The sequence below is a fragment of the Flavobacterium sp. J49 genome (assembly GCF_011742145.1).
In the GTDB taxonomy this organism is placed as follows: domain Bacteria; phylum Bacteroidota; class Bacteroidia; order Flavobacteriales; family Flavobacteriaceae; genus Flavobacterium.
In genome coordinates this window covers 485,132-503,623 of the sequence record NZ_JAAQQU010000104.1, presented here as the reverse complement: position 1 = coordinate 503,623, position 18,492 = coordinate 485,132, and the positions used below count along the sequence as shown (strand labels likewise).

Genomic DNA, 18,492 nt, shown 5'->3' with positions numbered 1-18,492 from the left:
TTTGAGCCAAAACTCTTTATACCACAGTTATTTTCACTCGGCGAAAGTCAAACAAATCGCTGAGAGTCTCGAAAATCCTTTGACTAAAATTCAGTTAAAAGGACTTTTGGGTTCGTCGCTGTCATTTGTATTTCAAGCAGTTTTTAAGAAAAGTGAAAAACCTTTTTTACTCATCCTGAATGAAAAAGAAGAAGCCGCCTATTATTTAAACGATTTGGAACAAATGATTGGCGCCAATGATGTATTGTTTTACCCAAGCTCGTATCGGCGTCCGTACCAAATAGAAGAAACCGATAACGCTAATGTTTTATTGCGTTCCGAAGTCTTAAACCGAATCAATTCCCGTAAAAAACCGGCCGTTATTGTCACGTATCCCGAAGCCCTTTTTGAAAAAGTAGTGACGCGAAAAGAATTAGACAAAAACACGTTAAAAGTTGCGGTTGGCGATACTGTTTCCATCGATTTTATCAACGAAGTCTTATTTGAATACGAATTCAAAAGAGTAGATTTTATTACCGAACCCGGCGAGTTTTCTGTTCGTGGCGGAATCTTGGATGTGTTTTCATTTTCCAATGACAATCCGTATCGTATTGAATTTTTTGGCAATGAAGTCGACAGTATTCGAACCTTTGATGTGGAAACCCAATTGTCGGTAGAAAAGCAAACCAAAATTACCATCATCCCAAATCTCGAGAACAAATTCATCAAAGAAAACCGCGAAAGTTTCCTCGATTACATCAGCGATAAAACCGTTTTGTGTATTGAAAATACCGAGTTTTTGACTGCACAACTCGACAAACTTTTTGGCAAAGCCATTGAAACATTTGACAAACTATCAAAAGACGTCAAGCACGCTGCACCGGAACATTTGTTCTTAAACCAAGAAGGATTTTTGCGCAAAGCTTTGGATTTTTCGATTATAGAATTGTCTAACAAACCTTTATTCAAAACAACCAAAACTTTCGAGTTTCACATACAACCTCAGCCATCCTTCAACAAGCAATTTGATTTGTTGTTGAACAATTTGAGCGACAATCATTTCAACGGCTACACCAATTATTTGTATTGTGCCAATGAAGGTCAGGCGAATCGCTTTCACGATATTTTTGAAAGTTTAGACGAAGAAAACCACGAGAATATTCGCAAGCAATACCATACTATTGTGTCGTCTTTGTACCAAGGCTTCATCGACGAAGAAAACCAAATTGCCTGCTACACCGACCATCAAATTTTTGAGCGTTACCACAAATTCAACATCAAAAACGGCTATTCTAAAAAGCAAACACTGACGTTGAAAGAATTGAATTCTTTATCCGTTGGTGATTATGTAACACACATCGATCACGGTATCGGGAAGTTTGGCGGCTTACAAAAAATTCAAGTCGAAGGCAAAACGCAAGAAGCGATTAAACTCGTTTATGCCGATAACGACATTGTGTACGTTAGCATTCATTCGCTACATAAAATTTCCAAATACAATGGTAAAGACGGCACACCACCAAAGATTTACAAATTGGGTTCAAATGCTTGGAAAGTTTTAAAACAAAAAACCAAAGCACGTGTCAAGCATATTGCTTTCAACTTAATTCAATTATACGCCAAGCGAAGATTGGAAAAAGGATTCCAATTTGCACCGGATAGTTATTTGCAAAAAGAACTGGAAAGTTCCTTTATTTACGAAGACACGCCCGACCAAATCACAGCTACGCAAGACGTCAAAGCCGATATGGAAAAAGACCGCCCGATGGACCGATTGGTTTGTGGTGACGTAGGTTTCGGGAAAACGGAAGTCGCTATTCGTGCGGCTTTCAAAGCGGTTGACAATAGTAAGCAAGTCGCGGTTTTGGTACCAACAACCATTTTGGCTTACCAACATTACCGAACGTTTAGCGAACGCTTGAAGGATATGCCTGTAAAAGTCGGTTATTTAAACCGTTTCAGAACCGCCAAACAAAAAGCCCAAACCTTGGAAGAATTGGCTTCCGGTAAATTGGACATTATCATTGGAACGCATCAATTGGTCAATAAAAATGTACAGTTCAAAGATTTAGGTTTGTTGATTGTAGACGAAGAACAAAAGTTTGGTGTCAATGTCAAAGACAAACTCAAAACCATTGCAGCCAATGTTGATACCTTAACCTTAACCGCAACGCCGATTCCGAGAACCTTACAGTTTTCCTTAATGGCAGCTCGAGATTTATCAGTTATCACAACACCGCCACCGAATCGTTATCCAATCGAATCACAAGTCGTCGGCTTTAATGAAGAACTGATTCGCGATGCGATTTCGTATGAAATTCAAAGAAACGGTCAAGTATTTTTCATCAACAACCGAATCGAAAATATCAAAGAAATTGCCGGCATGATTCAGCGACTCGTTCCCGATGCTCGCGTAGGCATTGGTCACGGTCAAATGGAAGGTACGAAGTTGGAAGAACTAATGCTCGGTTTTATGAATGGTGATTTTGACGTTTTAGTTGCCACCACCATCATCGAAAGCGGTTTGGATGTGCCGAATGCCAATACGATTTTCATCAACAATGCCAATAATTTTGGGTTGTCTGATTTGCATCAAATGCGCGGAAGAGTTGGACGCAGTAATAAGAAAGCGTTCTGTTATTTTATTTGTCCGCCCTATTCAGCGATGACCGATGATGCTCGCAAACGCATTCAGGCGTTGGAACAATTCAGCGAATTGGGAAGCGGATTTAATATTGCGATGAAAGATTTAGAGATTCGCGGTGCCGGAGATTTATTGGGTGGCGAACAAAGTGGTTTCATTAATGAAATTGGTTTTGAAACCTACCAAAAAATCATGAACGAAGCCATTGAAGAGTTGAAAGAAAACGAATTCAAAGACCTGTATGACGATGGCATTGAAGACGAGAATAAAGAATACGTCAAAGATTTACAAATCGATACCGATTTCGAATTGCTCTTCCCGGATGAATACATCAACAACATTTCGGAACGTTTGAATTTGTATAATGAATTGGGCACCATTAAAGACGAAGCCGGTTTATTGGCTTATGAAAACAAACTGATTGATCGTTTCGGACCCTTGCCAAAAGAGGCCAAAGCACTGTTAAACAGCATCCGCATCAAATGGATTGCAACTCAGGTTGGTATTGAAAAAATAGTAATGAAACAAGGCAAACTGATTGGCTATTTTGTCTCCGACCAACAATCGGAATATTACAATTCAAAGCAATTCCGACACATGTTACAATTTGTGCAACAACACGGGAACCTCTGTAAAATGAAAGAGAAAGAAACCAAAAATGGCTTGCGACTGCTTCTCACGTTCGAAAACGTAAAATCCATTTCCCGCGCTTTAGAGTTTATGGAACTGATGAAGAAATAAAAAAAGCCACTCGAATTGAGTGGCTTTTCATTTATATAATTGCAATCATTACATTTTCAAAACTTTAAAGTTGGCTTCCACACCATTGATTTTCAATTTAAAGAAATAAGTTCCGCCGGCAAAAGAGGACATATCAATATTGGTGGTCATTTCATTCATTTTTTGACTGAATAACAATTGCCCTTGCACATTGTAAACGGTAACTTCTGATATTGGATCTTTAGAATTGATGGTAATATTTCCGGTAGTCGGATTAGGATAATAAGAGTAATCAATATAGTTGTTTTCTCCCGTGCTTAATGATTGCAAACAAGAAATATTGGCAACCCAACCCGGAGCAGTAATGTATTGATCAGAGAAAAACTTAAAGGTCAAAGAACCATCAGGAGCAGATGAAGTAATGGTTCCCGGGGAATTAGTCCCGGTATAACCGCCCGGAAAAAATTCGGGATAAGCCTCACTTGGTCCGTCGTAAATGTATAAATAATCATAATCTAACTCTAATTCGAAGGCGCTGAAAACCGCTCTTAACATCTGGTTGGGCTGATTGGGAATCATTGTTCTGGTAAACGATTCCATATTAGAATGTTCATTAAATTGCCCACCGGAATCTGTAAATAGCATCCCACCGCAATAATTTCCGGCTGTAGCAAAAATTGTTCTTTCAAAAACAGGCGTAATTCCGGTACAAATAGGTCTGATTCTGAAATCATAATAAGTGTTCGGTGCCAAATTACTAACCGTGTAACTATTGGTATTCACTGTTTGCCAAGAAGACGGAGCACCAATTAAAGTAACTGAAATTTGCCACGATGTTTGACTTGTATTCAAATCGTTCCAAGTGATAACCGCTGATGTTTCTGAAACATTATTGACAAAAACTTCAGCCACGGTATTAATACAAGTATTGATACAGTCTGAACTTAAGCAACTTTTTCCGTTAACGGTATTGGTGATTAAAGTGGCCGGTTGTGGCCCGAAACCGTTGGCAAAACTGATTCCAACTCCTGAAACCAAATGACAATAACTCATAATGGTTCCTTTTACGGTGCTTGTTGGAATTGGGCCTTGAGCACAATTTCCTTCAGAGTAGCCGGCTTGTTGTCCGCAACCGTCAATGGCGGTATTATTTCCGTTCCAATAACATCCGTGTGTATGAGGTGAGCCTAAAGAATGACCAAATTCGTGGGTTATTACTTGTACTGTCCAAGAATAAGTGGGTACTGTAGCAAAGCTGAAATTTACATCAGAATAGGCATAATTTGATTGCCCACAAACCGAATTTAAATAAGCAACGCCACCTAATCCACCCGGATCAATTCCAACCAACATACCAACATCGCCATTGAAAACCGGTCTGTTTTGTGCAAAAGTGCCCAAATAATCTCCGGAAGTTGACCCTGAAGGCATGGAGCTGTAAGGATCAATTGTTGTCCATACAAAAATGGATTTCAAAGCGGTGGTGATTCCGTCATTGTTAAATAAAGTTTGAACATTATTATAAACAGAAGTCATCCAATTGGTTGTGGTGGTTATGTTGCTGCCGTTTTGTACATATAAAGTATAATCGACTTCAAAATAAAACGTGACACACTTCACGGTATTCCCGTCTCTGGCTGTTGTACTGGCCTCCGTAGACTCAAACCCATCTTCTTTAACATGACAATCCCAATCGTTGGTTATTTTCATTTTAGCGTCAGAGTATACAATGTAATCCGTTTGATTATTGGCTTTATCTAATTTTCCGACAACCACATTTCCGAATTCCGGGTTCGAAAAAATACCGTTAAACTCTCCGTTAAAAAAGTTAAAAGAAGACACCGAGTTAGTATCCCCATTGATTATACCTCTGTAGTGTACTCCGGTTTGGTAAGGGAAATTTTTTCCTTTGTCTGTGTCCACATGAAAACCTTCTGCAAAAGGGTTAACCTTATACAGTAAAATCGAAATTTGTTGTCCTTGGTATGGAATGGTTAACTCAATCGTTCCATACTGATTGGTTACAATTTCATTCACTTTGGTTATGTCCAATGTTGCCAAAGTAGCTTCATCGACTGCTTTATTCACTTCGTTATTGGCTGTATTTTGTATAGGTGAAAGCACAGAAACGGGTTTAAAATCGGCGTTTAATTTTTGCATTTTGCCTATTTCTTGCGCTATTTTATTTTGTGCACCAACTGAGGTCGCTATTAAAAAAACCACTAAAAGTAGAACTTTCTTCATGTTATTCGGAGTTGTTAATTTTTTATGGGGCTAAAGTTATCGAAATTCAATTAATAATTACTTAATCTTTAATGTTTTAAGAATTTCTTTTTTCAAAAATAATAGAAAGCATCTTCTATGTGCTCAATTTTATAATTATTTTCTTGTTTATGAATGGCAATTATGTCAAATCTGATCTCGACATCCAAATCGTTTGAAATGACATATTCATTTACGGCTTTTACCAAGAGTTGGATTTTCTTAGGCTTTACAAAATCTTGTGGCAGACCAAACTCAATACTCGAACGGGTTTTCACCTCAACAATCGCTACAATGCTCTCTTTTTGGGCAATGATGTCAATTTCGGCTTTTTGAAAAGTCCAATTGGTTTCTAAAATAGTATAACCATTCTTTTGCAGAAATGCCACTGCCAATTCTTCTCCAAATTTTCCTAGTTCGTTGTGTTGTGCCATTTATTTCTTTTTTGTCATTCCGACGAAGGAGGAATCTCATTATCTAACAAACTGATGAGATTCCTCGTGCCACGGAATGACAAGTTTGTTAATCATTCAAAAACTACTTTGCTTTTTTCAGCAGTGACTTCCATAGTAATTTGTCGCCCGAAAATCAACGCGCGATTGTCTCTGATGTGACCGGCCGGAAAATTATAAATAATAGGAATATTTAATCCTTTTACGGTATCTTCAATAATTTCCAAAGCATTTCTGCCCCACGGAATTTCGTTGTCTTTCATTTCAGTCATGCCGCCCACAATAATGCCTTTCAAACTACCCAAACAACCGTTGCGTTTCAAATTCATCATCATTCGGTCGATATGGTATAAATATTCGTCTAAGTCTTCAATAAAAAGTATTTTGTCATTACAATCAATCGCCGATTCTGAACCTAATAGGCTGTATAAAATCGAAAGATTTCCGCCAACCAATTCGCCTTTGGCTTTGCCCAAATGATTTAAGGCATCGCAGTCTAAAGTATATTGTAATTTTTCACCAAACAAAGCGGTACAAAGTGAATTTTTCGCCTCATCCGTTGCTCTGGCTACGCTCACAGGCATAATAGCGTGTAAAGATTCAATACCCATTCGGTTCAAATGACTGTGCAAAACCGTTACATCACTAAAACCAATAATCCATTTCGGGTTTTCTTTGAACTTCGTAAAATCCAAATTATCAATAATTTTTACCGTTCCGTATCCGCCCCGAACACACCAAATCGCTTTGATGTTAGGATTGTCCATTTGTTCCTGAAAATCGGCGGTGCGCTGTTCGGTGGTTCCGGCCAATTGGTAATAATCTAACCCAATAGTGTTGCCTATTTTGACTTTCAAACCCCAACCTTCAAGCATGTCAATGGTTGGTTTCAAGTTGTCGTCTATGTTTTTTCGTGCGGTAGAAACGATGGCAATGGTGTCGCCTTTTTGGAGATACGGAGGTGTAATCATCTTTTTTTGGGAATAAGAGGAAATGGTAATTAGTGAAACTAAAATTAAAAGGATTCGCATGAATCAAAAATGATTGTAAATTGGCTTTACCAAAAGTAAACAAATCCCAAAATTAATTCGGGATTTCGTAGCTAAAAAGTTATTTTTGCTCTCTATTTCAATGATTATGTTAGAAAATCCAAAAAGATATACCATTACTGCGGCTTTGCCCTATACGAATGGTCCTATTCACATCGGGCATTTGGCCGGAGTTTATGTGCCTTCAGACATTTATGCGCGCTATTTGAGATTACAAGGAAAAGATGTGGCTTTTATTTGCGGCAGCGACGAGCACGGTGTCGCCATTTCAATGAAAGCCAAAAAAGAAGGCATCACGCCACAGCAAGTCATCGACAAATATGACGGCATCATCAGAAAATCATTTATCGATTTCGGAATTTCGTTTGACAATTATTCGAGAACGTCTTCCAAGATTCATCACGATACCGCTTCTGAATTTTTCAGAAAATTATACGACAACGGCGACTTCATCGAAGAAGTAACCGAACAATTATACGATGCCAAAGCAGACCAATTTTTGGCCGACCGTTTCGTAACCGGAACTTGCCCGAAATGTGAAAACCCGGAAGCTTATGGTGACCAATGCGAACGTTGTGGTTCAACATTGAACGCAACAGATTTAATCAATCCTAAATCAACAATAACCGGTGAAACTCCGATTTTGAAATCTACGAAACACTGGTTTTTGCCTTTGGATCGTTATGATGATTTCTTAAAAGAATGGATTTTAGTCGGACACAAAAACGACTGGAAAACCAACGTTCTCGGTCAAGTAAAATCATGGTTGGACGACGGTTTGAAACCTCGTGCCGTAACGCGTGATTTAGATTGGGGAATTGATGTTCCGGTAGAAGGCGCAGAAGGCAAAAAATTATACGTGTGGTTTGACGCACCGATAGGTTATATTTCTGCTACCAAAGAATGGGCCGCTCGCGAAGGCAAAAACTGGGAAGATTATTGGAAAAAAGATGATACCAAACTCGTTCACTTCATCGGGAAAGACAATATCGTTTTCCACTGTATCATTTTCCCGGCGATGTTGAAAGCGGAAGGCAGTTTTATTCTTCCTGACAATGTTCCGGCGAATGAATTCCTGAATTTGGAAGGCAATAAACTATCGACTTCAAAAAACTGGGCCGTTTGGTTACACGAATACCTAATCGATTTCCCTGAAAAACAAGATGTGTTGCGTTATGCCTTAACCGCAAATGCGCCCGAAACCAAAGACAACGACTTTACCTGGAAAGATTTTCAGGCGAGAAATAACAACGAACTGGCTGCTATTTTTGGCAACTTCATCAATCGTGTAGTGGTTTTAACCAATAAATATTACAACGGTATTGTGCCGTCGCCAAATGAATTTAGTGATGTAGACGAACAAACGTTAGCCGAATTAAAAGCCTATCCGGCGGTGATTTCAAGTTCCATTGAGCGTTATCGTTTCAGAGAAGCGCAAGTCGAATTGATGAATGTTGCGCGTTTAGGAAATAAATATTTAGCCGACGAAGAACCTTGGAAAATGGTGAAAACCAATCCGGAACGCGTCCAAACGCAAATGTATGTAGCGCTGCAGATTGCGGTAGCTTTACAAGTTTTAGCCGAACCCTTTTTACCGTTTACGTCTAATAAATTATCGAAGATTTTAAAATTGGAAAGCTTGAGCTGGAATTCCGTTACGGAAACATCTGAATTAATTCCGGCAGGACACCAAATTGGCGATGCCGAAATATTATTTGCTCAAATTGAAGATGCCGAAATCCAAAAACAAATCGACAAACTCGAAGCCACAAAAAAAGCCAATGTTATGGAAAATCAAGTAACCGAACCACAAAAACCAACGTCAACCTTTGAAGATTTTGCCAAATTAGATTTGCGTGTCGGAACCATTTTGGAAGCAGAAAAAATGCCAAAGGCAAATAAACTACTAGTATTAAAAGTCGATACCGGAATTGATGTTCGCACCATAGTTTCGGGTATTGCAGAACATTTTTCACCGGAAGAAGTGGTTGGCAAACGCGTGACGGTTTTAGTGAATTTGGCTCCAAGAGCATTGCGCGGTGTAGAAAGTCAGGGCATGATTTTGATGACCAATGACAAAGAAGGCCAACTGGTTTTCGTCAACCCGGATGCGGATGGCGTAAATAATGGTGCTTTGATTAGTTAAAAAAATAGAACCGCGAATTCGCAAATTTCATTTTAGTTTGTGAATTTGCAGTAAAAAAAATATATGAACCTAAAAGTAATCGCTTTCGACGCCGACGACACTTTGTTTGTCAACGAACCCTATTTTCAAGAAACGGAAGAGAAGTTTTGTGCTTTGATGAGCGATTATTTGTCGCATCAGGGTTTGTCGCAGGAATTGTTTAAAACCGAAATTGCCAATTTAGAACTTTATGGTTACGGCATCAAAGGTTATATTCTTTCGATGATTGAAGCGGCGATGAAAATTTCCAACAACACCATTTCCATCGAAACCATAGAAAAGATTACCGAATACGGTAAAGAATTACTCCAAAAACCCATCGAATTATTGGAAGGCGTAGAAGAAACTTTGGCAGCTTTGAACGGAAAATACAAGTTGGTGGTAGCCACCAAAGGCGATTTATTGGACCAACGCAGAAAACTGCACAATTCGGGTTTGGGACATTATTTTCACCATATTGAAGTCATGTCGGACAAAAAAGAAAAGGATTATGAAGATTTGCTGAAGCGATTGGAAATCAGAGCAGATGAATTTTTCATGATTGGAAACTCTTTAAAGTCAGATGTTTTACCGGTGTTGAACATTGGCGGTCATGCGGTTCACATTCCGTTTCACACCACTTGGGAACACGAAAAAATCAGCCACAAAGTGGAACATCCCAACTTCAAAGCTTTAGAAAAAATCACTGAAGTCTTGCCTATTTTATTGAAATAAAGTGAAACAACTATTAAACCTCGATACTTGGAGCCGAAAAGAGCATTTTCTTTTTTTCAAGCAAATGGAAGAACCTTTTTTTGGTATAACAACCCGAGTGGATTGTACCAAAGCCTATGTAAAAGCTAAAGAATTGGGCGTTTCTTTTTTTACTTACTATTTGCACAAAACCCTAATTGCAGTCAATGCGTTGGAGAATTTTCGCTACCGAATTATCGAGGATAAAGTCTATGTTTTTGACCAAATTGACGTTTCGGCAACGATTTTGCGCGACGACAAAACCTTTGGATTTTCTTTAATGGAATACAACAAAGACTTGAACACCTTTGCAGAAATCACCCGTAAAGAAATTGCCAGAATTCAAATCACTCCCGGACTAATCACTCGAGATTTTGAAATTAATTTGATTCATTTTTCTGCCGTGCCTTGGGTAGATTTTACCTCTTATTCCCATGCTCGAAGCTTTACTTGGCCGGATAGTTGTCCCAAAATTTCATATGGAAAAATGGTAGAAGAAAATGGTAAAAAAACCATGAGCATTTCGGTTCACGTGCATCACGGATTGGTTGACGGCTATCATGTTGGCCAATTTTTAACTTTACTGCAAGAGTTGTTAAACGAATAATTTTTTAACTTTACTAAAAAAATAAATCTATGTTACAAGCAAATATCGAAAAAGCACTTAACAAACAAATTCGCATTGAAGCGGAATCATCACAAATTTATCTATCAATGGCTTGTTGGGCTGAAGTTCAAGGACTTGAAGGCGTTGCGCAATTCATGTTTGCCCAATCGGATGAAGAACGCCAACACATGTTGAAGTTGGTTAAGTATGTCAATGAAAGAGGTTCACATGCCAACATCACCGAACTAAAAGCCCCAAAGACAAAGTTTGGCACTTTTAAAGAAATGTTTGAAGAATTGTACCAACACGAGTTGTTTGTTTCCAATTCCATCAATGAATTGGTCCACATTACTTTGGGCGAAAAAGATTATGCAACACATAATTTCCTGCAATGGTATGTGGCTGAGCAAATAGAAGAAGAAGCACAAGCAAAAACCATTTTGGACAAAATTAATTTGATTGGTGAAGACCGTGGTGGTTTATATTTATTTGATCGTGATATTCAGCAATTGGTGGTCACCAGTTCGGTGTCATTGAATGCAAAACCATAAACAGGTTTAGTCCGTACTTATTATTAAATGACGCAAGGTGAGCAAGAAAGAAAAAAATAAGACCAAAGACAAGGAAAAAAAGCATAAAAAACTACTCCTTAAAACGCACAAGCTTGCTGAAAACTGTAAGTCGGAGTGTTGTGAAAAATATAAAAAATCAGAGGACAAACGATGTAAAAAGTGTCCAATGTTTGATTTATTTAAAAAGCTCCATAAACTAAAAAGCCTTCAAGATTAGAAGGCTTTTTTATTTAGTCGAAGTACGTCCAGTTTGAACCATCGCTAATTACTATCACACTTCTTCTGTTGCCTTCCCACATGTAAATTTGAGCGGAACCGGTAGTAGACCCTTTTGGAAACAACAAACCGGCAGCAGTAGTTAACTTGGCTGTAATTGTATTGTTAATGTTTCTAATGATATAAACTCTCCCCGGATAATTTATTGGATTGGGCAATTGGAACTCTTGATCAGTCGCTTGAGGATTAATGGAAATATAAACGCCATCATTGATTAGCGTGGCCGCACCACTTCCGGTTAGTGTAACCGTTTTGACCGATAAATTACCGTTGATATCGAGTGTGCTTAATGGCTGGCTAGTGTTAATTCCAACTTGGGCAAAACCAAAACTGACTGCGCAAATGGCTGTAATTAAAATCAATATCAATTTTAATCTCTTCATGCTTTTGATTGGTTTAGACAATTAAATATAATTAAATAATCCACCCAAAAGCTGATTTTGTTTTTATATCCTCAATGAAAACGTTTTCGTGTTGACAACTTTATATTTTTTGCGTTAAATTATTACGAAATCAAAAATCAAAAGCGACAAAGTTCCCACTTTGCCGCTTTATATCCAAAACCTAGTTTAAAGCGCATTAAGTACCGCCAAAATATCCTCTCCGTACTTTTCTGTTCTGGCTTTACCAAAACCGGAAACCTGTTCTAAACCTTCTAGTGTTTGCGGATTAGATTTAGCCACTGCTATCAAATGCGAATTGTGACAAATTCTGAAGGAAGACCAATCTAGTTTTTGGGCCAAATCGTTTCTCCATAATCTTAAAGCGTTGAAGATTTTGCTTTCTTCGGGGGACAATTCCTGTTCCGAAATCTTATTCTCTGGTTTTGAACTCTTCGCCGTTTTTGGCGAATAAAAAACTACTGCAGACCAATAATCTGCTGAACCGGTTGTTACGAAATTGGTAGAAGTTAATTTGACTTCTACGCCATCCAAAAACTCATTCATCTTGGCCTGATCGTCTTGGCAAAAGGCTTTTGCCAAACGAATATTAAATACTTTAATGTTCATCTCAAATGATTTTGTTGATGCTGCAACCCATCGAAATTCCCCATTTCGAAATTTCAAAATGAGGAACTCAAAGGGAACGCATTTTATTTACCTAACAACAAAAGGTCATTTACAACCACTTCGGTAACGTAACGTTTGGTGCCGTCTTTGTCGTCATAACTTCTGTGGGAAAGTTTACCATCGATGGCGATTTCTTTGCCTTTGGTGACATACTTTTCGATGATTTCTGCGGTTTTGCCCCAAGCGACAACTTTGTGCCATTCGGTGTTTTCTACTTTTTCACCTTTGTCGTTGGTGTAATAATCATTGGTAGCGATGGTAATGTTGGCTACTTTTCTACCTCCGTCTAAGGTTTTTACTTCCGGTTCTTGTCCTACGTGACCAATTAACTGTACTCTGTTTTTCATTGCATTCATGGCGTTTAAAATTTAAATGTTATTGTTAAAATTATTTTTCTCGTTAACTGTTATTTCAAATCAACGAGGCAAAGTTGTGACAGTTGAAAAAAATTAGTCGGTTTCTTACCGTTTACTTTCGGTTGTAATTGTTTGTAAGCGTTTGTAAACGGAAATTATTTTACCTACCTTTATCAAAATTAGGGATTTATGCAAACTGAAATAAACAAAGTTGAACTGCGGAATTTACGCATCGAAGATTACAAAGAATTAAAAAAATCAATGATGGAAGCCTATAGCGAGTTGGACAACGCCTATTGGAAAGAACATCATATCAATAAACTTTTAACCATTTTCCCCGAAGGACAATTGGTCATTTTGGTTGATGGTAAAGTGGTTGGTTCGGCACTTTCGTTAATTGTAAATGAAGACACCGCCAACAGAACTCACAATTATGCTGACATCACAGGGAATTACACTTTTTCAACTCACGATCCTTTAGGTGATGTTTTGTATGGAATTGATGTTTTCATTCACCCAAAATACAGAGGTTTACGACTTGGACGCCGTTTGTATGACACCCGAAAAGAATTGTGCGAACAACTAAACCTAAAAGCCATTATGTTTGCCGGCCGAATTCCGAATTACACCAAATATGCTGATGAAATCACGCCAAAAATATACATCGATAAAGTTCGCACAAAAGAAATTTATGACCCGGTACTTTCCTTCCAACTCAGTAATGATTTTCACGTCCTCAAAATTATGCGTAATTATCTCGAAGGTGATAAAAGCTCGAAGGAATTTGCCGTTTTGCTTGAATGGAACAATATCTATTACGATAAAAGTCCCAAGCTAATCAACACCCGAAAGAGTGTCATTCGGATTGGTTTGGTGCAATGGCAAATGCGTCCGTTAACCAATTTGGAAGCACTTTTTGAACAATCAGAATTTTTTATAGACGTTGTTTCAGGCTACGGAAGTGATTTTGCGCTTTTCCCGGAGCTTTTCATTGCTCCTTTGATGGCCGATTTCAATCATTTGTCCGAAGCGGATGCCATCAGAGAAATAGCCAATTACAGTGAACCCATTCGCAAAAGATTTCAAGAATTTGCCATTTCCTACAACATCAACATCATCACCGGAAGCATGCCTTATTTGGAAGATGGTGTTTTGTACAATGTTGGATTTTTGTGTAAAAGAGATGGAACCTTTGAAATGTATACCAAAATTCACATCACGCCAAACGAAGTGCAATATTGGGGAATGAAAGGCGGATCGGAAATCAAAACCTTTGATACCGACTGTGGAAAAATCGGCATCATGATATGCTACGATGTAGAATTCCCTGAATTATCCCGATTAATGTCAGACCAAGGTATGGAGATTTTGTTTGTTCCATTTCTAACTGATACTCAAAACGGTTATACCCGTGTAAAACTTTGCGCCCAAGCTCGAGCCATTGAAAACGAATGTTATGTAGCCATTGCCGGATGCGTTGGAAATTTACCCAAAGTAAACAACATGGATATTCAATATGCGCAAACTGCTGTTTTTACACCTTCTGATTTTGCATTTCCAAGTAATGGAATAAAAGCAGAAGCAACACCCAACACCGAAATGACTTTGATTGTGGATGTCGATTTGGATTTGCTGAAAAAACTGCACGAACACGGAAGCGTTAGAATATTAAAAGACCGAAGACACGATTTGTATCAGATTAAAAAACTAAAATAATGTTCCACTAAAAAGGATTTGTATGCATAAAAACTGTTTAGAATGTGGCGAAAAAATTGTAGGTCGCGAAGACAAAAAGTTCTGCAGCGACGGCTGTCGTAATGCCTACAACAACAAAATAAACAAAGACAGCACTAATTATATGCGGAACATCAACAACAAGTTGCGCAAAAATTACCGCATACTTTCGGAGTTGAATGTCGAAGGCAAATCGAAAACAACCAAAGCCAAACTGTTAAGCAAAGGATTTGACTTTGATTATTTGACCAATATTTTAAGCACCAAAACCGGAAATACGTACTATTTTGTGTATGACCAAGGGTATATGCTTTTGGACAATGATTTTTATGTATTAGTTAAAAAAGATATTTAGTAAATTTACCAAGTCCTTTGTCTTTGATGCAAAGAACAAACAACTAGCCAAGAATGAAAAACAACCAACCATCACTCTTAAGCTTTCTTTTTTTAGTAGCTGTTATTTCGGGCGTATTTTACTTTATGATGCCCCAAAGTTACGACCAAACAGAAGCGCCGCTTTCCGAATTTTCTACCCAAAGAGCTTTGCAAACGGTCAAAACCATGTCGGCTAAACCCCATTATGTCGGCTCCAAAAACCATGAAACAGTTGCCCAATATTTGCAAAAAGAATTGCAAAACTTAGGGTTGCAATCGACTTTTCAGGAAGGTTTTACAATGACTGAAAAAGGGACATTGGTCAAATCGAAAAATATTTTGGCCAAAATTAAAGGCTCTGCAAATTCCAAATCTTTATTGCTGCTTTCCCATTATGACAGTGCTCCACATTCGTTCTCGTATGGCGCTAGTGACGATGCTTCGGGCGTGGCAACGATTATAGAAAGTATTCGGGCTTTTTTACACAACAAGACCGCTCATAAAAATGACATTATCATCCTATTTAGCGATGCGGAAGAATTGGGACTGAATGGTGCCGCGCTTTTTGTAACCCAACACCAATGGGCCAAGGAAGTGGGTTTGGTCTTGAATTTTGAAGCCAGAGGAAGTTCAGGACCGAGTTATATGCTAATGGAAACCAATGAAGGTAATGCCAAGATGGTGGATGCTTTCAGCGATGGAAATGTGCCTTATCCGGCGTCCAATTCGTTGATGTACAGCATTTATAAAATGTTGCCCAATGACACCGACTTAACGGTTTTCAGAGAAGAAGGAAAAATTCAGGGTTTCAATTTTGCTTTTATTGATGGTCATTATGACTATCATACTGCTCAAGATAAATTTGAGCATTTAGACCCGAAAACCTTAGCGCATCAAGGTACTTATTTGTATCCGCTATTGAATCATTTTGCGAATGCCGATTTGAAAAACCTGAATTCTCCTGATGATAAAGTCTATTTTAGCATTCCTTTTGGATTTTTGAGTTATCCTTTTGGCTGGATAGTCCCGATGGTCATACTCGGGTTCGGATTGGTTTTGTTGTTTATGTTTATCGGTATGGGTAAACACGTTTTGAGAATCGACGAAATCATTAAAGGATTTATTCCGCTTTTGGTTTCGCTGATTACGGCCGGTTTAGCAACGTATGTCGGGTGGAAATTGTTCCTCAATTTTTATCCCGAATACCAAGACATTCTCCAAGGATTTACCTATAACGGTCATGATTATATTTATGCTTTTGTGAGTTTGTCGTTGGCCATTTGCTTTTTATTTTACCAAAACAACGGCAAGCGCAATCCCGAAATGAACCAATTGATTGCTCCATTATTGGTTTGGTTGCTCCTAAATATCGGCATTGCTTTACAATTACCGGGTGCCGGATTCTTAATTATTCCGGTGCTTTCAAGCGCTTTGATGTTGGGACTTTTTGTCTTGACACAAAGATCAAATTGGTTTATCAATGCCTTATTGGCCATTCCGACTTTAATTATCATCGTGCCATTTATCCAAATGTTCCCGGTTGGTTTAGGGCTCAAAATCCTTTTTGGCAGTTCAATTTTAACCGTTTTAACCTTTACCTTATTGTTACCCATTTTTGGTTCGTTTCCACGAAAAAGACTATGGTCATTGGCTTTCTTTTTATTATCAATCGGATTATTTATAAAAGCACACCAAGGCTCGGGCTATACCTATGGTAAAGCCAAACCCAACAGCTTAGTTTATATTTTAGATGCTGATCAAAACAAGGCGCATTGGACTACTTATGATGTGAATTTAGACGAATGGACTAAAGGCTATTTAGGTGACAATCCGAAAAGCGGAGCGCCGTTAAACATCAATAAATTATACAGCAAATACGGCTCGGTATTTACTTTTTCGGCAAAAGCACCGGTTAAAAAATTGGCCAAACCAACGATTGAATTTTTACGTGATACGGTAAAAGGAAACCAACATTGGTATCAAATCAGAATCACTCCGAATCGAAAAGTACATCGTTATGACATCTTTAATAACACTAACACTACTATCCGCAATTTCAAAGCCAATGGTGTAAAATCAATTGACTTTGAAAGCAATATTTCGAGTAAATCCAATAGTAAACTCTTGACCTATTATGTAATCGACAATACGCCTTTGGAATTGGAATTTTCTATTCCTGCCGCCCAAAAATTAGATTTAAATTTGGTCGAAAGTTCTTTTGATTTGATGACCAATCCGCTGTTCTCGATGGCCAAAAGAAAAGCTTGGATGATTCCAACGCCTTTTGTACTAAATGATGCGGTGATTATTCGTCAAAAAATAAAAGCTTCGGCTATTGTGGAAAGCGATATCAAGCCCGCTCTCGATGGTTTGACCGGCCAAAGAGATAGTTTATCTGTGGCTGTTGAAAGTTTACGCCGATGAAAAAAATAAGCATTTTAGGTTGCGGATGGTTAGGATTGCCTTTGGCCAAATCGCTGATAGCAAAAGGGTTTTTGGTGAAAGGCTCGACGACTTCTTCGGAGAAAATTACGCTCTTTCAAAATGCCGGAATTAACGCTTTTCAAATAACTTTATCGGAACACGGCATTAGCGGTGATATCGATTCTTTTCTATCGGATTCAGAAATTTTAATACTCGACATTCCGCCTAAACTAAGGGGAAATTCCGGTGAAAATTTTATAGCCAAAATACAACAGCTCATCCCTTTTATAGAAAAAGCAGCGGTTCAAAGAATACTCTTTGTGAGTTCAACCTCGGTCTATACCGATGATAATTCTGTGATTACAGAAAAAACTAAGCCAAAACCCGATACCGAAAGCGGTAAACAATTATGGGAAACGGAACAACTTTTGCAAAGTCACTCTCATTTCAAAACTACTGTCGTTCGTTTCGGAGGATTGATCGGCGAAGACCGACATCCTATTTATTTTTTAGCCGGAAGACAACACTTGGAAAATCCCAATGGCCCAATCAACCTCATTCATCAAATAGATTGTATTGGGATTATTGAAAGTATCATTGAGCAAGATTATTTTGGCGAAACTTTTAATGCTGTCACGCCATTTCATCCAACCCGAAAGGACTATTATTCTCAAAAAGCAACAACTTTAGGATTATCTTTGCCGGAGTTTGACGAAAGTAAACCTTCTGTCGGCAAAACTATTTTAAGTGACACCATCGCAACCGTTTTGGGTTACGAATTTCAAAACAAAAGCTTATGAACACCAATGATCTGATCGGAACCATCGGAGTTGGATTAATCCTTCTCGCCTACTTTTTAAATATCTTTTCCTGGATTAAAAAAGAAGGAGTTTTGTTTTATGTGATGAATATCGTTGGTGCAAGTATTGCTTGTTTTGCTTCTATCCTGATAAGCTTTTGGCCCTTCATCATCCTGGAAGGAACTTGGGCTGTTGTCAGCGTTATTGGCTTACTCAAAAGCATCAAAAAACCCCAAGCTTAACTTGAGGTTTTGA

Annotated in this window: 16 protein-coding genes; 10 read left to right on the top strand and 6 right to left on the bottom strand. The window is 38.3% G+C overall.

Annotated features, from left to right (window positions below):
- Position 1 precedes the first annotated feature (1 nt).
- Positions 2-3,364 (top strand): transcription-repair coupling factor, encoded by a 3,363-nt coding sequence (mfd, locus tag HA632_RS08815; RefSeq protein WP_176306818.1) that lies wholly within the window; start codon positions 2-4, stop codon positions 3,362-3,364.
- Between the two features lie 48 nt (positions 3,365-3,412).
- On the opposite strand, the gene HA632_RS08810 is transcribed toward mfd, so the two are convergent.
- The 3 genes from HA632_RS08810 to HA632_RS08800 form a co-directional block, all read right to left on the bottom strand.
- Positions 3,413-5,587 (bottom strand): M12 family metallo-peptidase, encoded by a 2,175-nt coding sequence (locus tag HA632_RS08810; RefSeq protein ID WP_176306817.1) that lies wholly within the window; start codon positions 5,585-5,587, stop codon positions 3,413-3,415.
- A gap of 92 nt (positions 5,588-5,679) precedes the next feature.
- A complete protein-coding gene (locus HA632_RS08805) occupies positions 5,680-6,039 on the bottom strand; it encodes a YraN family protein (RefSeq protein ID WP_176306816.1) in 360 nt (119 codons plus the stop codon).
- Positions 6,040-6,131: 92 nt separating this feature from the next.
- Positions 6,132-7,028: an LD-carboxypeptidase gene (locus tag HA632_RS08800; RefSeq protein ID WP_176306815.1), complete on the bottom strand. Its 897-nt coding sequence runs from the start codon at positions 7,026-7,028 to the stop codon at positions 6,132-6,134.
- Between the two features lie 166 nt (positions 7,029-7,194).
- On the opposite strand from HA632_RS08800, the gene metG reads away from it, so the two are divergent.
- The 4 genes from metG (at position 7,195) to HA632_RS08780 (ending at position 11,181) form a co-directional block, all read left to right on the top strand.
- Positions 7,195-9,252 carry a methionine--tRNA ligase gene (metG, locus tag HA632_RS08795; protein ID WP_176307170.1) on the top strand — a complete coding sequence of 686 codons (2,058 nt, stop codon included), beginning with the start codon at positions 7,195-7,197 and terminating at the stop codon, positions 9,250-9,252.
- A 63-nt stretch (positions 9,253-9,315) separates the two neighbouring features.
- Positions 9,316-10,005 (top strand): HAD family hydrolase, encoded by a 690-nt coding sequence (locus HA632_RS08790; protein ID WP_176306814.1) that lies wholly within the window; start codon positions 9,316-9,318, stop codon positions 10,003-10,005.
- 1 nt (position 10,006) lies between these two features.
- Positions 10,007-10,630 carry a CatA-like O-acetyltransferase gene (locus HA632_RS08785; RefSeq protein WP_176306813.1) on the top strand — a complete coding sequence of 208 codons (624 nt, stop codon included), beginning with the start codon at positions 10,007-10,009 and terminating at the stop codon, positions 10,628-10,630.
- 29 nt (positions 10,631-10,659) lie between these two features.
- Positions 10,660-11,181 (top strand): ferritin, encoded by a 522-nt coding sequence (locus HA632_RS08780; protein ID WP_176306812.1) that lies wholly within the window; start codon positions 10,660-10,662, stop codon positions 11,179-11,181.
- 251 nt (positions 11,182-11,432) lie between these two features.
- Here HA632_RS08780 and HA632_RS08775 read toward each other — a convergent pair whose 3' ends face one another.
- The 3 genes from HA632_RS08775 to HA632_RS08765 form a co-directional block, all read right to left on the bottom strand.
- Positions 11,433-11,861 (bottom strand): hypothetical protein, encoded by a 429-nt coding sequence (locus HA632_RS08775; RefSeq protein WP_176306811.1) that lies wholly within the window; start codon positions 11,859-11,861, stop codon positions 11,433-11,435.
- A 186-nt stretch (positions 11,862-12,047) separates the two neighbouring features.
- Positions 12,048-12,488, bottom strand: a complete 441-nt coding sequence (locus tag HA632_RS08770; RefSeq protein WP_176306810.1) for an HRDC domain-containing protein — start codon at positions 12,486-12,488, stop codon at positions 12,048-12,050.
- A gap of 83 nt (positions 12,489-12,571) precedes the next feature.
- Positions 12,572-12,904, bottom strand: a complete 333-nt coding sequence (locus HA632_RS08765; RefSeq protein ID WP_176306809.1) for a single-stranded DNA-binding protein — start codon at positions 12,902-12,904, stop codon at positions 12,572-12,574.
- 189 nt (positions 12,905-13,093) lie between these two features.
- Between HA632_RS08765 and HA632_RS08760 the strand changes: the two genes are divergently transcribed.
- From HA632_RS08760 to HA632_RS08740, 5 genes are read left to right on the top strand one after another with little or no spacing between them, the layout of a single operon-like run.
- Complete coding sequence (locus HA632_RS08760; protein WP_176306808.1) at positions 13,094-14,620, top strand: bifunctional GNAT family N-acetyltransferase/carbon-nitrogen hydrolase family protein; 1,527 nt, start codon at positions 13,094-13,096, stop codon at positions 14,618-14,620.
- 22 nt (positions 14,621-14,642) lie between these two features.
- On the top strand, positions 14,643-14,993 hold the full coding sequence (locus tag HA632_RS08755; RefSeq protein WP_176306807.1) for a DUF2116 family Zn-ribbon domain-containing protein: 351 nt from the start codon (positions 14,643-14,645) through the stop codon (positions 14,991-14,993).
- A gap of 53 nt (positions 14,994-15,046) precedes the next feature.
- Positions 15,047-17,437: a M28 family peptidase gene (locus HA632_RS08750; RefSeq protein ID WP_228778764.1), complete on the top strand. Its 2,391-nt coding sequence runs from the start codon at positions 15,047-15,049 to the stop codon at positions 17,435-17,437.
- On the top strand, positions 17,434-18,237 hold the full coding sequence (locus HA632_RS08745; protein ID WP_176306806.1) for an SDR family oxidoreductase: 804 nt from the start codon (positions 17,434-17,436) through the stop codon (positions 18,235-18,237). The genes HA632_RS08750 and HA632_RS08745 overlap by 4 nt, the downstream gene beginning before the upstream one ends.
- Positions 18,234-18,479, top strand: coding sequence for a hypothetical protein (locus HA632_RS08740; RefSeq protein WP_176306805.1), 246 nt, complete (start codon positions 18,234-18,236; stop codon positions 18,477-18,479). Before HA632_RS08745 ends, HA632_RS08740 begins: the two co-directional genes overlap by 4 nt.
- Positions 18,480-18,492 lie beyond the last annotated feature (13 nt).

Bases quoted from the DNA above. Each gene is read 5' to 3' on its own strand.
- HA632_RS08810 (WP_176306817.1), bottom strand. From the start codon at position 5,587: ATGAAGAAAGTTCTACTTTTAGTGGTTTTTTTAATAGCGACCTCAGTT.
- HA632_RS08805 (WP_176306816.1), bottom strand. From the start codon at position 6,039: ATGGCACAACACAACGAACTAGGAAAATTTGGAGAAGAATTGGCAGTG.
- HA632_RS08800 (WP_176306815.1), bottom strand. From the start codon at position 7,028: ATGATTACACCTCCGTATCTCCAAAAAGGCGACACCATTGCCATCGTT.
- metG (WP_176307170.1), top strand. From the start codon at position 7,195: ATGTTAGAAAATCCAAAAAGATATACCATTACTGCGGCTTTGCCCTAT.
- HA632_RS08790 (WP_176306814.1), top strand. From the start codon at position 9,316: ATGAACCTAAAAGTAATCGCTTTCGACGCCGACGACACTTTGTTTGTC.
- HA632_RS08780 (WP_176306812.1), top strand. From the start codon at position 10,660: ATGTTACAAGCAAATATCGAAAAAGCACTTAACAAACAAATTCGCATT.
- HA632_RS08775 (WP_176306811.1), bottom strand. From the start codon at position 11,861: ATGAAGAGATTAAAATTGATATTGATTTTAATTACAGCCATTTGCGCA.
- HA632_RS08770 (WP_176306810.1), bottom strand. From the start codon at position 12,488: ATGAACATTAAAGTATTTAATATTCGTTTGGCAAAAGCCTTTTGCCAA.
- HA632_RS08765 (WP_176306809.1), bottom strand. From the start codon at position 12,904: ATGAATGCAATGAAAAACAGAGTACAGTTAATTGGTCACGTAGGACAA.
- HA632_RS08760 (WP_176306808.1), top strand. From the start codon at position 13,094: ATGCAAACTGAAATAAACAAAGTTGAACTGCGGAATTTACGCATCGAA.
- HA632_RS08755 (WP_176306807.1), top strand. From the start codon at position 14,643: ATGCATAAAAACTGTTTAGAATGTGGCGAAAAAATTGTAGGTCGCGAA.
- HA632_RS08750 (WP_228778764.1), top strand. From the start codon at position 15,047: ATGAAAAACAACCAACCATCACTCTTAAGCTTTCTTTTTTTAGTAGCT.
- HA632_RS08745 (WP_176306806.1), top strand. From the start codon at position 17,434: ATGAAAAAAATAAGCATTTTAGGTTGCGGATGGTTAGGATTGCCTTTG.
- HA632_RS08740 (WP_176306805.1), top strand. From the start codon at position 18,234: ATGAACACCAATGATCTGATCGGAACCATCGGAGTTGGATTAATCCTT.